General features: G+C 66.7%; 15 protein-coding genes. 13 read left to right on the plus strand and 2 right to left on the minus strand.

What is annotated here, in order from left to right:
* Window positions 1–26 precede the first annotated feature (26 nt).
* From phnD to phnE (Q0Q02_RS11470), 3 genes are all read left to right on the plus strand, one after another.
* On the plus strand, window positions 27–941 hold the full coding sequence (gene phnD, locus Q0Q02_RS11460; RefSeq protein WP_293809473.1) for a phosphonate ABC transporter substrate-binding protein: 915 nt from the start codon (window positions 27–29) through the stop codon (window positions 939–941).
* A 162-nt stretch (window positions 942–1,103) separates the two neighbouring features.
* On the plus strand, window positions 1,104–1,985 hold the full coding sequence (phnE, locus tag Q0Q02_RS11465; protein WP_293809475.1) for a phosphonate ABC transporter, permease protein PhnE: 882 nt from the start codon (window positions 1,104–1,106) through the stop codon (window positions 1,983–1,985).
* Complete coding sequence (gene phnE, locus Q0Q02_RS11470; protein ID WP_293809477.1) at window positions 1,982–2,836, plus strand: phosphonate ABC transporter, permease protein PhnE; 855 nt, start codon at window positions 1,982–1,984, stop codon at window positions 2,834–2,836. Before phnE (Q0Q02_RS11465) ends, phnE (Q0Q02_RS11470) begins: the two co-directional genes overlap by 4 nt.
* Window positions 2,837–2,986: 150 nt before the next feature.
* Here the strand turns inward: phnE (Q0Q02_RS11470) and phnF are convergent, their stop codons facing one another.
* Window positions 2,987–3,730 (minus strand): phosphonate metabolism transcriptional regulator PhnF, encoded by a 744-nt coding sequence (gene phnF, locus Q0Q02_RS11475; protein WP_293809479.1) that lies wholly within the window; start codon window positions 3,728–3,730, stop codon window positions 2,987–2,989.
* Between the two features lie 88 nt (window positions 3,731–3,818).
* On the opposite strand from phnF, the gene phnG reads away from it, so the two are divergent.
* The 8 genes from phnG to Q0Q02_RS11515 all read left to right on the plus strand — a co-directional run bounded on the left by phnG (window position 3,819) and on the right by Q0Q02_RS11515 (window position 10,525).
* Window positions 3,819–4,250, plus strand: coding sequence for a phosphonate C-P lyase system protein PhnG (gene phnG, locus Q0Q02_RS11480; protein WP_293809481.1), 432 nt, complete (start codon window positions 3,819–3,821; stop codon window positions 4,248–4,250).
* Entirely contained in the window at window positions 4,250–4,852 is a 603-nt protein-coding gene (gene phnH, locus Q0Q02_RS11485) for a phosphonate C-P lyase system protein PhnH (RefSeq protein WP_293809482.1), read from the plus strand. The genes phnG and phnH overlap by 1 nt, the downstream gene beginning before the upstream one ends.
* Complete coding sequence (locus Q0Q02_RS11490; protein ID WP_293809484.1) at window positions 4,852–6,111, plus strand: carbon-phosphorus lyase complex subunit PhnI; 1,260 nt, start codon at window positions 4,852–4,854, stop codon at window positions 6,109–6,111. Before phnH ends, Q0Q02_RS11490 begins: the two co-directional genes overlap by 1 nt.
* A complete protein-coding gene (locus Q0Q02_RS11495) occupies window positions 6,108–7,031 on the plus strand; it encodes an alpha-D-ribose 1-methylphosphonate 5-phosphate C-P-lyase PhnJ (RefSeq protein WP_293809486.1) in 924 nt (307 codons plus the stop codon). The genes Q0Q02_RS11490 and Q0Q02_RS11495 overlap by 4 nt, the downstream gene beginning before the upstream one ends.
* Window positions 7,028–7,834, plus strand: coding sequence for a phosphonate C-P lyase system protein PhnK (gene phnK / locus Q0Q02_RS11500; RefSeq protein WP_293809488.1), 807 nt, complete (start codon window positions 7,028–7,030; stop codon window positions 7,832–7,834). Before Q0Q02_RS11495 ends, phnK begins: the two co-directional genes overlap by 4 nt.
* 161 nt (window positions 7,835–7,995) lie before the next feature.
* A complete protein-coding gene (gene phnL, locus Q0Q02_RS11505) occupies window positions 7,996–8,691 on the plus strand; it encodes a phosphonate C-P lyase system protein PhnL (RefSeq protein ID WP_293809490.1) in 696 nt (231 codons plus the stop codon).
* A 2-nt stretch (window positions 8,692–8,693) separates the two neighbouring features.
* Complete coding sequence (locus Q0Q02_RS11510) at window positions 8,694–9,833, plus strand: alpha-D-ribose 1-methylphosphonate 5-triphosphate diphosphatase (RefSeq protein WP_293809492.1); 1,140 nt, start codon at window positions 8,694–8,696, stop codon at window positions 9,831–9,833.
* Window positions 9,830–10,525 (plus strand): DUF1045 domain-containing protein, encoded by a 696-nt coding sequence (locus tag Q0Q02_RS11515; protein WP_293809494.1) that lies wholly within the window; start codon window positions 9,830–9,832, stop codon window positions 10,523–10,525. The genes Q0Q02_RS11510 and Q0Q02_RS11515 overlap by 4 nt, the downstream gene beginning before the upstream one ends.
* Before the next feature lie 133 nt (window positions 10,526–10,658).
* Here the strand turns inward: Q0Q02_RS11515 and phnN are convergent, their stop codons facing one another.
* On the minus strand, window positions 10,659–11,249 hold the full coding sequence (gene phnN, locus Q0Q02_RS11520; protein ID WP_293809496.1) for a phosphonate metabolism protein/1,5-bisphosphokinase (PRPP-forming) PhnN: 591 nt from the start codon (window positions 11,247–11,249) through the stop codon (window positions 10,659–10,661).
* Between phnN and Q0Q02_RS11525 the strand changes: the two genes are divergently transcribed.
* Both Q0Q02_RS11525 and Q0Q02_RS11530 read left to right on the plus strand, forming a co-directional pair.
* The gene (locus Q0Q02_RS11525; RefSeq protein WP_293809498.1) at window positions 11,248–11,883 is read left to right on the plus strand and encodes a chloramphenicol acetyltransferase; all 636 of its coding nucleotides are present in this window, start codon (window positions 11,248–11,250) and stop codon (window positions 11,881–11,883) included. The genes phnN and Q0Q02_RS11525 overlap by 2 nt on opposite strands.
* A 119-nt stretch (window positions 11,884–12,002) precedes the next feature.
* Window positions 12,003–13,520: a globin-coupled sensor protein gene (locus Q0Q02_RS11530; protein WP_293809500.1), complete on the plus strand. Its 1,518-nt coding sequence runs from the start codon at window positions 12,003–12,005 to the stop codon at window positions 13,518–13,520.
* The last annotated feature ends 101 nt before the right edge of the window (window positions 13,521–13,621 follow it).

Genomic DNA, 13,621 nt, shown 5'->3' on the forward strand with positions numbered 1-13,621 from the left:
CTACGACTGCAACCAGGAGCACATCGATGCTGACCCGTCGTCATACCCTCAAGCTCGCCGTCGCCGGCCTCGCCATGTCGGCGATGCCCGCCTTCGCCCAGGACTGGAAGGCCAAGTATCCCGAGCTCGTCTTCGCGATCATCCCCTCTGAGAACGCCTCCGGCGTCACCGAGCGCTACACCCCCTTCGTGCAGTATCTCGCCAAGGAACTCGGCACCAAGGTCACGCTGCGCATCGCCAACGACTACGCCGCGATCATCGAGGGCCAGCGCACCGGCAACATCCACATCGCCTCCTATGGCCCGTCCTCCTTCGCCCGCGCCCGCATGACCGGCGCCAAGGTCGATGCCTTCGCCATCGAGACCAACCTCGACGGCACCAAGGGCTATCACTCGGTGTTCTATGTGAAGAAGGACTCGCCCTATCAGAAGGTCGAGGACCTCAAGGGCAAGAATCTCGGCCTCGTCGACCCGAACTCGACCTCCGGCAACAACGTGCCGCGCTTCGCGCTGAACGGCATGAAGATCGAGCCGGAAACCTTCTTCTCGAAGGTCGTCTATACCGGCAGCCACGAGAACGCGATCATCGCGCTCCAGCAGGGCACGGTCGACATCGCCGCCAACTGGTGGAACGACGAGCAGGAATCGAACCTGCAGCGCATGGCCCGCAAGAACATGGCCAAGGCCGAGGACTTCCGGATCATCTTCAAGTCCGAGCAGATCGTGAACTCGCCGATGGCCTATCTCACCGACATGCCGGAAGAGCTGAAGACCAAGATCCGCGACGCCGTCCTGAACCTCGCCAGCAAGGACAAGGCCGCCTTCGACAAGATCTATGAAGGCAAGCAGGGCCCGCTCGTTGCCGTCGACAACAAGGCCTACGACCCGATCATCGAGCTGAACAAGTTCGTCGACGACCTCCGCAAGAAGAAGTCGTCGTAAGCAGCACGCCTGCTCTCGCCGTCATGGTCGGGCTTGTCCCGACCATCCACGCCTTCGCTGCGCTGATCACATGCGGGGCTCAAGGCGTGGGTGCTCGCCACAAGGGCGAGCATGACGGCTGCGGCGCCACCTGGCGCCCTCTCCGGCAACGGACGCAATTCCATGACCCTCGCGATCGACAGCAACGCCCCGGCCATCCGGGCCCATGCCGAGGCCTATCGGCAGGCCTCCGCAGCCAAGCGCCGGCAGGCCCTGATCGGCATCGCCGTCTTCATCGCCTGCGTGCTGCTCTCGGCGCGCGGTGCCGAAGTCGATCTCGCCAAGTTCTTCGAGAACATCAACCGCTTTCCGAAATACATCTACGAGACGCTGCCGACGCTCCGGCTCGCCAGCCTCGGCTCTGACCTCGCCGAATGGTACTGGGGCCTGAAGGGCTGGCTGAAGCTGCTCTGGCAGACCGTGCTCATCGCTTATATCGGCACGATCCTCGGCGTCGCAGGCGCCTTCCTGTTCTGCTTCGCCGCCGCTGCCAATCTCGGCCGCGCCACCTGGCTGCGCTTCGCGGTGCGCCGCTATCTCGAATTCTGCCGCACCGTTCCCGAGATCGTCTTCGCGCTGATCTTCGTCATCGCCTTTGGCCTCGGCCCGCTGCCCGGCGTGCTCGCCATCGCGATCCACACCATGGGCGCGCTCGGCAAGCTCTTCTCCGAAGTGGTCGAGAATATCGACCTCAAGCCGGTCGACGGCATCACCGCGGCCGGCGGCAGCTGGTGGCAGATCGTGCGCTTCGCGGTGGTGCCACAGGTCCTCTCGAACTTCGCCAGCTACGCGCTGCTGCGCTTCGAGATCAATGTCCGCGGCGCCTCAATCATGGGCTTCGTCGGCGCCGGCGGCATCGGCCAGGACCTGATCGAAGCCATCCGCAAATTCTACTTCACCGATGTCAGCGCCATCCTGCTGCTGATCATCGTCGCGGTCATGCTGATCGACTACGGCACCGAACGGCTGCGCCACGCCCTCCTCAGCCTGGAGCATGGCCGATGAGCCTCGCCCTCTCGACAACCGAGCGCGCCGACATCCTGCGCCGCCACGAGGCCGCGATCCGCGGCTCGCTCAAGACCAAGCTCGCGACCATCGGTACCATCGCCGTGCTCGCCGGATTCTTCCTGTACGGGCTGACGACGCTCGAGACCTCGCTCTGGGAGCTCGTCGCGGGCCTGGGCAATCTCGGCACCTTCGTCGTGCTGATGCTGCCGCCCGATCCCGGCTCCTGGGCGCGCGCGATCATTTTCGTGAAGGCGCTGTTCGAGACTATCGCCATCGCCTTCCTCGGTACGGTGCTCGCCGCCATTCTTGCCCTGCCGCTCGGCTTCATCGCGGCGCGCAACGTCGTCGCCAACCGCGTCGTGCATTTTCTCGCCCGCCGCTCGCTCGACACGGTTCGCGGCGTCGATGCGCTGATCTGGGCGCTGATCTGGGTGAATGTCGTGGGCCTCGGCCCCTTCGCCGGCATGCTCGCGATCATGACCAGCGACCTCGGCGCCTTCGGCAAGCTCTATTCGGAAGCGATCGAGGCGGCCGACCGCAAGCCGGTCGAGGGAGTATCCTCCGCCGGCGGTGGCAAGGCGCATGAAATCCGCTTCGGCCTGCTGCCGCAGGTCCTGCCGGTGATCGCAAGCCAGGTGCTCTACTACATCGAGTCGAACACGCGCTCCTCGACCATCATCGGCATCGTCGGCGCCGGCGGTATCGGCCTCTATCTCGCCGAGACGATCCGCACGCTGGAATGGCAGCAGGTCTCCTTCCTGATCCTGCTGGTCCTCGCCGCGGTCTCGGCCATCGACTTCCTGTCGGGCAAGCTGCGCTTCGCGATCATCGGCCGCCGGGCGAGGTGAAGACAGCGACAGACCCGGAAAGATCGAGTCTTCTACCCACCGTCATGCTCGCCCCTGTGGCGAGCATCCACGTCTTGAACACCGTCCTCGACAAAGGAAGACGTGGATGGTCGGGACAGGCCCGACCATGACGAAGCGCGGCACCTCGCTTCAATCCGCGAACGGCTCGATCACCATCTCCATGCGCTCGGCGGCGAAGACGCTGGTGACGAGGTGAATCGGCGTCAGATCCGGCAGCGCGTCGACCGCCATCGAGATCATCACCGCCGCCTCGGGCGCGATTTCCAGCAGCCCGGCCTCGCGCTCATCGGCCAGCCGCGCCGTCAATCGCGTCGACAGGCGCACGTAATCCGTGATGCCGTAGATCTTGAAGGCGGCCGTGATCGAGCCCCCCGCCTCGCGATAGGCCCGGTCGAAATCCGGGAAGCGCTCGACCGAGAGCCAATGCGTACCGGTCCCCATCGGCACGCCGTCGGCAAGACTCACGCCACGCACGCACCAAAGCGGAGTCCCGGTCTTCAGCTTGAGCGCCGTGCAGGCCACCACCTCGCCCACGACCACCTCGGCCGTCAGCATGCGGCTCGTGCCGGTGATGCCGAGCTTGCCCATATTGGTGCGCATGCTGACCCGCCGACCGATCGGATAGGGCAAGCGCGGCGCCGTCACTTGCGTGCCGCGCCCGCGCGACACCGTCACCAGACCCTGATCGGCCAGATGGCGAAACGCCTGCCGCACCGTATGGCGATGCACGCCGTAGCGCTCCGCCAGCGCGACCGAGGCCGGCAGTGTATCGCCGAGCTTGTACTCGCCGCGCCCGATCGCATCCGCCAGTTCGTCCGCGATGCGCCGCCAGGCCGTTCCCCCGTCACGCTCCGCCAGTACCGCATCCGTCATCGAATTGTCGCTCAAAAAGTATAGACCTTTGTCATCAACTCCCCTAGCATAGTCTAGACATTCGGAACTGACCAGCGAGCCCGCGCCGATGAGCCCAAGAACCCCGAGGCAAAGCTGGATGGCGACGCTGGCGCGCGCCTCCCGCAGCGAGATTGAAACCCTGCTCGGCGATCCGCCGGACCATGACCTGCTGAAGGCGCCGGAGACCGGCACCGTGATGGTCGAAGGCCGCGCCGGCGGCGCCGGCCGCCGCTTCAATCTCGGCGAAGCCACCGTGACGCGCTGCGTCGTGCGTCTCTCCAACGGACGGATGGGCTTCTCCTATGCGCTCGGCCGCGACGGCCGGAAGGCGCGGCTCGCCGCCCTGCTCGATGCCCGCCTCCAGGACGAGGCCGAAGACAGCGGCCTGCATCAGGGCATCGCGGCCCTCGCGGCGCAGCAGGCGGCCGCCCGCGACCTCGCCTCGCGCAAGGCGGCAGCGACCAAGGTCGACTTCTTCACACTGGTCAGGGGCTCGTGATGCCGGCTGAAACCATGATCGCTCCCGGCTTCGCCGATCCCGTCTTCCAGTCGCAGGCCGCCTTCCGCGCCCTGCTCGCCGCTCTTTCCGAACCCGGCATGTTGCAACAGGTCGCAGGCGAGATCACGCCGCCGGAAGGTCTCGCGACCGCGACGGCGACCGCCTTGCTGACGCTCGCCGATTACGAGACCCCAGTCTGGCTGCCGGAAGCCCTGCGCAACGGCCCGGCCGGCGCCTGGCTGCGCTTCCATTGCGGCGCCGCGCTCGTCGATGATCCCGCCGATGCCACCTTCGCTGTCATCGACGGCACGGCGGATCAGCCGAAGCTCTCGGCCTTCGACCTCGGCACGGACCAGTTCCCGGATCGCTCGACCACGGTGATCGTGCAGGTCGCGGCGCTAGAGAACGGCCCCGCCCTCACTCTGGCCGGACCCGGCATCCTCGGCTCGCGCACCATCACGCCGCAAGGCCTGCGCGCCGGCTTCACCGACGAGCTGCGCGAGAACCGTGCGCTTTATCCGCTCGGCGTCGATGTCCTGCTCGTCCATGGCGAGGGCTTGATCGGCCTGCCGCGCTCGACACAAGTTGAAGAGGCCCGCTGATGTACGTTGCCGTCAAAGGCGGCGAAGCCGCCATCCTCGCCACGCATGATCTCGTCGCCGAAGCGCGCCGCGGCGACCTGGCCGTGCCGGAAATCACCGTCGCCCAGATTCGCGAGCAGCAGGCTCTGGCCTGCGCCCGCGTGATGAACGAGGGCTCGCTCTACGATCAGGATCTCGCCGCGCTCGCGCTGAAACAGTCTCAGGGCGATGTGATCGAGGCCGCCTTCCTGATGCGCGCCTATCGCACGACGCTGCCGCGCTTCGGCTCCTCCGAGCCGCTCGACACCGCCCAGATGGCGATCCGCCGCCGTGTCTCGGCCACCTACAAGGACCTGCCCGGCGGGCAGGTGCTCGGCCCGACCTATGACTATACGCATCGGCTCTTCGATTTTGCGTTGATGGAGACGGAACCTCAACGCGCCCCCTCTCCCCCTGCGGGAGAGGGTTGGGGTGAGGGGTCGCGCGACGCTTCCGATATGTCCTCAAAGACGGGCGCCAACGTTTCCGACCTGCGCGACCCCTCATCCGCCCCTTCGGGGCACCTTCTCCCGCAAGGGGAGAAGGACAGAGCCCCGCTCGACACCACCATGCCGCGCGTGCCCGACATCCTCGGCGCCGAAGGCCTGATGGAAGCCGAGGAGCCGCCGGAAGGCGATCCGCGCCCCTTCGACCTGACCCGCGATCCCGTTTCCTTCCCGGCCGACCGCGACGTGCGCCTGCAATCGATGGCGCGTGGCGACGAGGGTTTCCTGCTCGGCCTCGGCTATTCCGTGCAGCGCGGTTTCGGCGGCACGCATCCCTTCGTCGGCGAGGTCCGCGTCGGCGAGGTCGCGGTCGAATTCGTGCCGGAGGAGCTGGGCTTTGCGGTCGATCTCGGCGACGTCACCCTGACCGAATGCCAGATGGTCAACCAGTTCCAGGGCTCGAAGGACGTCCCGCCACAGTTCACCCGCGGCTACGGCCTCGTCTTCGGCCATAGCGAGCGCAAGGCGATGTCGATGTCACTGGTCGACCGCGCCCTGAAGGCGCGCGATTTCGGCGAGGCGACGAACTACCCGGCGCAGCAGGACGAATTCGTCCTCTATCACGCCGACAATGTCGAGGCGGCGGGCTTCGTCGAGCATCTCAAGCTGCCGCACTATGTCGATTTCCAGGGCGAGCTCGAACTGATCCGCCGCATCCGCAGGGAGCGCGAGGAGCGGCTTGCACAGGAACAGGGCGCCAAAGAGCCCGATACGATGCCGGAGGCTGCGGAATGACCGTCCATCAGATGCCAGCGGACGATACCAAACCGGCTTATAACTACGCCTATCTCGACGAGCAGACCAAGCGGATGATCCGCCGCGCTTTGCTCAAGGCCGTCGCGGTGCCCGGCTATCAGGTGCCCTTCGGCTCGCGCGAGATGCCCCTGGCTCGCGGCTGGGGCACCGGCGGCATCCAGATCACCGCCGCGATCATCGGTCCGGCCGATACGCTGAAAGTGATCGATCAGGGCGCCGACGACACCACCAACGCCGTCTCGATCCGCAGGTTCTTCGAGCGCACTGCCGATGCCCGCACCTGCGAGGCGACGGATGAGGCGACGATCATCCAGACCCGCCACCGCATCCCGGAAGCGCCGCTGAAGAGCGGACAGGTCATGGTCTATCAGGTGCCGACGCCCGAACCCTTGCGCCGTCTGGAGCCGCGCGAGGCCGAGACCCGCAAGATGCACGCCTGGGCTGAATACGGGCTGATGCAGGTCAAGCTCTACGAGGACATCGCCCGCTATGGCGAGATCACCAAGACCTATGACTATCCGGTCATGGTCAACGACCGTTACGTGATGGCGCCCTCGCCGATCCCGAAATTCGACAATCCGAAGATGCATATGTCGCCCGCGCTCCAGCTCTTCGGCGCCGGCCGCGAGAAGCGCATCTACGCGCTGCCGCCCTATACCAGCGTGAAGAGCCTCGATTTCGAGGATCATCCCTTCCGCATCCAGAGCTGGACGCAGCCCTGCGGCTTGTGTGGCGCGGGCGACAGCTATCTCGACGAGGTCGTGATCGACGACCAGGGCGGACGCATGTTCGTCTGCTCCGACAGCCATTATTGCGAGACCCGCCGGGCGGAAGGCCATCGCGGCACCATGCTGGGCGATGCCGCCGCGAGCGGCCTGGTCGAGGAGACCACCCCATGACCCTGCATGTCGCAGCGGCCGAGCTCGATCTCGAACCCGCCCCCCTGCTCTCCGTCGACGGCGTCAGCCGCTTCTATGGCGAGCGCATCGGCTGCGCCGATGTCTCCTTCGATCTCTGGCCGGGCGAGGTGCTCGGCATCGTCGGCGAATCCGGCTCGGGCAAATCGACCCTGCTGCGCTGCCTCGCCGGCATCGACAAGCCCGACGAAGGCGAGGTGCTGTTCCGTGGCGGCGCCGAGCCGCTCGACATCTACTCTGTCTCCGAGCAGGAGCGCCGCCGCCTGATGCGCACGGCCTGGGGCATCGTCCACCAGAACCCGCGCGACGGGTTGCGCATGGACGTCACCGCCGGCGGCAATGTCGGCGAGCGGCTGATGGATCGCGGCGACCGGCATTACGGCCAGATCCGCGAGCGCGCGCTCGACTGGCTCCAGCGCGTCGAAATCGCCGGCGCCCGCATCGACGACCGGCCACGCCAGTTCTCCGGTGGCATGCAGCAGCGCCTGCAGATCGCCCGCGTGCTGGTCTCGGAACCCCGCCTCGTCTTCATGGACGAGCCGACCGGCGGCCTCGATGTCTCCGTACAGGCCCGCCTGCTCGACCTCTTGCGCGTGCTGGTGCGCGATCTCGGGCTCGCGGCGATCATTGTCACGCACGACCTTGCCGTCGCCCGACTCCTGACCGATCGCCTGATGGTGATGAAGGACGGCCGCGTCGTCGAGCAGGGCCTGACCGACCAAGTGCTGGACGATCCGCACCACGCCTATACGCAGCTTCTCACCTCGGCGGTGCTGAGTGTGTAAGGAAAGCAGAGCGTCATTCTCGGGCGAAGCGCAGCGCAGACCCGGGAATCTCGTGCAGGAAGGGGCGCTTCTCCTGCCTGAGATGCTCGGGTCAAGCCCGAGCATGACGAGCCCTCGCCCGTCACACCTTCGTCACCTCGCCGGCACAAGGCACTGACCCCATGACCACGATGATTCAGGTCGAGAACGTCGCCAAGACCTTCACCCTGCACAACCAGGGCGGAGCGCGTCTGCCCGTCTTCGACAACGTCAATTTCCATGTCGAGGCCGGCGAGGCGCTGGTGCTGGCCGGTGCCTCCGGCGCCGGCAAATCGAGCCTGCTGCGCATCCTCTACGGCAACTACAAGCCGACGAGCGGAGCGATCCGCATCACCCATGCCGGGCGCCCGGTCGATATCGTCGCCGCCGTGCCGCGCACCGTGCTCGACATCCGCCGCCGCACGCTCGGCTTCGTCTCGCAGTTTCTGCGCGTGATCCCGCGTATCTCGACGCTCGACATCGTCCGCGACCCGCTGCTTGCGCGCGGCGCCACACCGGAGACCGCGACCGAACGCGCCAAGGCCATGCTCGCCCGACTCAACTTGCCCGAGCGGCTCTGGAATCTCGCGCCCGCCACCTTCTCCGGCGGTGAGCAGCAGCGCGTCAACATTGCCCGCTCCTTCGTCGATCCCTCGGCGATCATGCTGATCGACGAGCCGACCGCCTCACTTGACGCCGCCAACCGCGACGTCGTCGTCGAACTCATCGCCGAGGCGCGCACCGCCGGCGCGGCAATCGTCGGGATTTTCCATGACGAGGCGGTTCGCGAACGCGTTGCGACGCGCTATCTCGACATCACCGCTTTCCGGAAGGCCTGACGATGCAGACCGTTCTCACCAATGCCAGGTTGATCCTCGAGAACGAGGTCGTCACCGGCACCATCGCCTTCGACGCGAATGGCATCACGGCCGTCGACCAGGGCAAGTCCTCCTTGCCCGGCGCCATCGATGTCGGCGGCGACTATGTCGCGCCGGGCCTCGTCGAGATGCACACCGACAACATGGAAAAGCATTTCATGCCGCGCCCGAAGGTCTTCTGGCCGAACGGACTGGCGGCGGCGCTGGTCCATGACGCGCAGATGGCCGCGGCGGGTGTCACCACCGTCTATGATGCCGTCTGCGCCGGCACGCCCTTCTCGGCCAAGGACTATCGCAAGGACATCTTTGCCGATGTCATGAAGTCCCTGGCCTATGGCAAGAGCGAAAACGTCTTCCGCATCGACCACCGCATCCACATGCGCTGCGAACTGACGAGCCCGCAGCTGCTGGAAGACATTGAGCCCTATCAGGACGACGCGCTGGTCCAGCTCGTCTCGCTGATGGACCACACCCCCGGCCAGCGCCAGTGGCGCGATCTCCAGCACCTCAAGACCTATGCCGTCGGCAACGGCAAGACGGTCGCGGAGTTCGAGGAGGACGTGGTGCTGCGCCAGCGCGAAGGCGCTGCCAATGTCGCCAAGAACTGGCAGGCCGTGGTCGACATCTTCCGCGCGCGCGGCATACCGCTCGCAACCCATGACGACACGATCCCCGAGCATGTCGAGGAAGGCGTCGCCTCCGGCGCGGTGATCTCGGAATTCCCGACCACGGTCGAGGCCGCCGCCGCCGCCAAGCAGCACGGCCTCGCCACGGTCGCCGGCGCGCCGAACGTCGTGCGCGGCGGCTCGCATTCCGGCGGCGTCTCGGTTTCCGAACTCGCCGAAAAGGGCCTCCTGGATGGCCTCTCGTCAGACTACGTCCCGGCGAGCCTGCTCCAGGCCGTGGTCAAGCTCAATGCCGACCATGGCATCGCGCTGCCAGAGGCGATGGGCATGGTCACCTGGAAGGTCGCCGATATCCTCGGCCTCCGGGATCGCGGCCATCTCAAGACGGGGCTGCGCGCCGATCTCGTCCGCTTCAAGGTGCTGGGCGCGACGCCGGTTCTCGCCGCGGTCTGGTCACAGGGCGAGCGCGCATTTTGAGCAAGCCGCGCTACGCCGTCTATTACGCCCCCGCTGCCGACAGCGCCCTCTGGCGCTTCGGCAGCACGACGCTCGGCTATGACGCGCTGACCGGAGAGGACCTGCCTCTCGCGGTCCCGCCAGGCCGCGATCCAACCCTATGGCCGGCCTTTACAGAGGAGCCCCGTCGCTACGGCTTCCACGCCACGCTGAAGGCACCTTTCGAGCTTGCCCATGGCCGCAGCGAGGAACAGTTGCGCGCCTTCGCCCGCAACCATGCCGCCGGGCTCGATGCCGTGGAGCTGGCGGGCTTGAGCGTCACGGCCCTCGGCTCCTTCGTGGCACTGACACCGTCCGAGCCGAGCGAGGCCCTACAGCGCTTAGCCTTCGCAACGGTGCAGGCCTTCGAACTCTTCCGCGCGCCGCTGTCCGAGGCGGACAAGGCACGACGCCTCAAGAGCCCGCTGACCCCGGCGCAGCACGCCTATCTCGAAGCCTATGGCTACCCTTATGTCGGCGATGCCTTCCGCTTCCACATGACGCTGACCAGCTCTCTGCCGGCGGAACAGGCGGGACCGGTGAAGCAGGCGCTTGAGACCGCCCATGCCGCCGCCGTGCCGGCGGACCCGGTCAGAATCGACCGCTTCGCGCTGTTCAGGCAGGACGACCGCGCCGGCCGCTTCCGCCTGCTCGATTCCTATTCGTTCGGGTGAGCATTCTTTGCCGAACCGATCCGTCATTCTCGGGCGAAGCGTAGCGCAGACCCGAGAATCTCTTTCAGGAGATGCACGGGTCAAGCCCGTGCATGACGGCGGCGAGATGCCTGCGATGCGGCATTTGCCGTTGCTATCGACCAAATCCCCGCAACACGGCCAGCAGTTCCTCCGCCGCCTCGGCGACACTCCGGTCGTTCATGATCGTGACGATCTCGGCACGCTCCGCCGTCAGCGGCGCCTCACGCTTCAGCCGCGCCGCGATATCGGCTTCGCTCTCGCGTCCGCGCGCTGCCAGTCGCTGCGCCAGCACCGCGACCGGCGCGGTGATGTTGAGCACGACCACGCGCTGCGCCAGGCGCTCGGCCACCGCGATCGCCGCCCGCGAGACATTCACGATCACCACGCCGCCCGCGCCGATGCCGGAAAGCTCCGCGGCCGGAATGCCGTAGCTCAGCCCATGCGCCTGCCAGCTCAGGGCAAGCCCGCCATTCGCTTCGATTTCGCGGAACCCCGCCTCGTCGCAGGAATCGTGATCCTCGGCCCCGGCCATGGCCGGCCGGGTGATCAGCCGGCGGGCGAAGCGATAGCGCGGATCGGTCGAGAGTTCGGCCCGCGCCGCCTCCATCAGCGTGTCCTTCCCCGCTCCGGACGGACCGACCACGAGAACGAGCACACCCGTCTGCACGGCGGGGGGCGCGATATCAGGAGAGGATAAGGACATGGCCGCGAAGAAGCTGGGACTCGAACCGCTGATCGACCCGACCGCCCAGGTGAGGCAGGCGACGCTCGGCCGCTACACCGCCATCGGTGCGCGCACCATCTTCGCCGAGTCGACGATGGGTGACTACTCCTATGTCGTGAACGACGCGAATGTCATTTACACGACAATCGGCAAGTTCTGCTCGATCGCGGCGATGACCCGGATCAACCCCGGCAACCACCCGATGCATCGCGCCAGCCAGTCGCATTTCACCTATCGCGCCGCCGCCTATTTCGACGACGCCGAGGATGACGAAGCCTTCTTCGACTGGCGGCGCGCGCATGCCGTCACCATCGGCCACGATGTCTGGATCGGCCACGGCGCCATCGTACTCGCCGGCCGCAATATCGGCACCGGCGCGGTGGTCGCAGGCGGCGCCGTCGTCACCAAGGATGTCGCGCCCTACACCATCGTTGCCGGCAATCCGGCCCGGCCGGTGCGGCAGCGTTTTCCGGAGGATGTCGCCGAGCGGTTGCAGGCCCTGGCCTGGTGGGACTGGGAGCATGTCCGTCTGCGCGCCGCGCTCGCCGATTTCCGCCACCTGCCGGTGGAAGCGTTCCTCGACAAGCACGAAACCGGCGACGTCGGCAACTGAGGCATTGGGCCGCAACCGGATTGATCAGGATCAATCCTGCCATCACCAGCTATTAACCCGCGCTGCGCGAGAGGGGAGACCAACCACAACCATCACGCCCAACCCGGAATCTCCGTTTCATGTCCGCACCCGATCATCTCGCCAGGCGCCTGGCGTTCATCGGCCTCGATCAGGCCGCCCAGGACCGCATCCACGATGTCGGCGACACGTTGGATGCCGCCATCCCTGCCGCGCTCGATGCCTTCTACGCACAGCTCCGCAGCTTTCCGGAGACCCGGGCCTTCTTCGGCAGCGAGCAGCACATCGAGAACGCCAAGCAGCGCCAGCGCACGCATTGGAACAGCATCGCCACGGGCCGGTTCGACGAGCACTATGTCGGTGCCGTCACGAAGGTCGGGCAGATCCATGCCCGGATCGGGCTGGAGCCACGCTGGTATATCGGCGGCTATGCACTGATCCTGGAGAAATTGCTCGCCGGCGTGCTGGAAGCCCGCTGGCCGAAGAACGCGCTCGGCAAGCGCATGTCAGGTGCCGCCGAGCGCTCGGCCGAGATCGGGGCCATCGTCAAGGCCGCCATGCTCGACATGGACTATGCCATCACCGTCTATCTCGAAGCCTCCGAGGAAGCCCGGCTGAAGGCCGAGGCCGAGGCTCGCGCCATCGAGCAGGCCAAGGCGGCCGAGCGCGACCAGGCCATCGCCTGCGTCAGCCAGAGCATGGCAGCCCTCGCCGAAGGCGACCTGACCTATCGCATGAGCGCCGAGATACCAGCCGAATATTCCGAGATCCGCGATCATTTCAACGGCGCGATGGCGCGTCTCCAGGAGATGGTCGGCACCATCAAGGCGACCTCGTTCGCGATCGCCTCCTCCTCGCAGGAGATCAGCACCGGTGCACAGGACCTCTCGATGCGCACCGAGCAGCAGGCTTCGGCCCTGGAACAGAGCGCGGCGACGACCGAGCAGCTCGCGGCTTCAGTCAAGACCTCGACCCAGGCCTCGCGCGAATCCGTTTCGCTCGCCGACGAAGCCCGCAATGTCGCGCGCACCGGCGGCGACATCGTCCGCGAGGCCGTCGAGGCGATGGCCAGGATCGAAGGCGCTTCGAAGCGCATCTCGGAGATCACCGACGTGATCGACGGCATCGCCTTCCAGACCAACCTCCTGGCACTCAACGCTGCTGTCGAGGCGGCGCGCGCCGGCGATGCCGGGCGCGGCTTCGCCGTCGTCGCTGCCGAGGTGCGGGCGCTGGCGCAGCGCTCGGCCGGCGCCGCCAAGGACATCACCAGCCTGATCTCGTCCTCGGACGCGGAGGTTGCCGAAGGCGTCAAGCTCGTCCGCCAGGCCGGCGAAACGCTTGACCGCATCGTCGCCGCCTCGGCCAAGGTTTCCAGCACGGTCGAGGAGATCGCCTCGGCCTCCGGCGAACAGGCCAATGGCATCGACGAGATGAGCCAGACCGTCAGCCACATGGACGAGATCACCCAACAGAACGCCGCGCTGGCGGAGGAGAGCGCCGCTTCCGCACGGGTCCTGCTCGACCAGATCGAGCAGCTCAACCGACTGGTCGCAGCCTTCCGGACCGAGCAGGGCGGAGCAGCCGGCAGCATCGGAGCGGCGCGGCGGCGCGCAGCGTGAGCCTTTCCCTTCTCCCCTTGCGGGAGAAGGTGGCCCGAAGGGCCGGATGAGGGGTCGCACTGCCCTATCCGTCATTGCGAGCGCAGCGAAGCAATCCAAGG

It is taken from the genome of uncultured Allobosea sp. (assembly GCF_945956895.1).
Classification (GTDB): Bacteria; Pseudomonadota; Alphaproteobacteria; order Rhizobiales; family Beijerinckiaceae; genus Allobosea.

Excerpts from the sequence above, each read along its gene's own strand:
- Q0Q02_RS11510 (WP_293809492.1), top strand. The coding sequence starts at position 8,694 with ATGCAGACCGTTCTCACCAATGCCAGGTTGATCCTCGAGAACGAGGTC.
- phnE (WP_293809477.1), top strand. The coding sequence starts at position 1,982 with ATGAGCCTCGCCCTCTCGACAACCGAGCGCGCCGACATCCTGCGCCGC.
- phnK (WP_293809488.1), top strand. The coding sequence starts at position 7,028 with ATGACCCTGCATGTCGCAGCGGCCGAGCTCGATCTCGAACCCGCCCCC.
- Q0Q02_RS11525 (WP_293809498.1), top strand. The coding sequence starts at position 11,248 with ATGGCCGCGAAGAAGCTGGGACTCGAACCGCTGATCGACCCGACCGCC.
- Q0Q02_RS11530 (WP_293809500.1), top strand. The coding sequence starts at position 12,003 with ATGTCCGCACCCGATCATCTCGCCAGGCGCCTGGCGTTCATCGGCCTC.
- phnF (WP_293809479.1), bottom strand. The coding sequence starts at position 3,730 with ATGACGGATGCGGTACTGGCGGAGCGTGACGGGGGAACGGCCTGGCGG.
- phnN (WP_293809496.1), bottom strand. The coding sequence starts at position 11,249 with ATGTCCTTATCCTCTCCTGATATCGCGCCCCCCGCCGTGCAGACGGGT.
- Q0Q02_RS11495 (WP_293809486.1), top strand. The coding sequence starts at position 6,108 with ATGACCGTCCATCAGATGCCAGCGGACGATACCAAACCGGCTTATAAC.
- phnH (WP_293809482.1), top strand. The coding sequence starts at position 4,250 with ATGCCGGCTGAAACCATGATCGCTCCCGGCTTCGCCGATCCCGTCTTC.
- Q0Q02_RS11490 (WP_293809484.1), top strand. The coding sequence starts at position 4,852 with ATGTACGTTGCCGTCAAAGGCGGCGAAGCCGCCATCCTCGCCACGCAT.
- phnG (WP_293809481.1), top strand. The coding sequence starts at position 3,819 with ATGAGCCCAAGAACCCCGAGGCAAAGCTGGATGGCGACGCTGGCGCGC.
- phnD (WP_293809473.1), top strand. The coding sequence starts at position 27 with ATGCTGACCCGTCGTCATACCCTCAAGCTCGCCGTCGCCGGCCTCGCC.
- phnE (WP_293809475.1), top strand. The coding sequence starts at position 1,104 with ATGACCCTCGCGATCGACAGCAACGCCCCGGCCATCCGGGCCCATGCC.
- phnL (WP_293809490.1), top strand. The coding sequence starts at position 7,996 with ATGACCACGATGATTCAGGTCGAGAACGTCGCCAAGACCTTCACCCTG.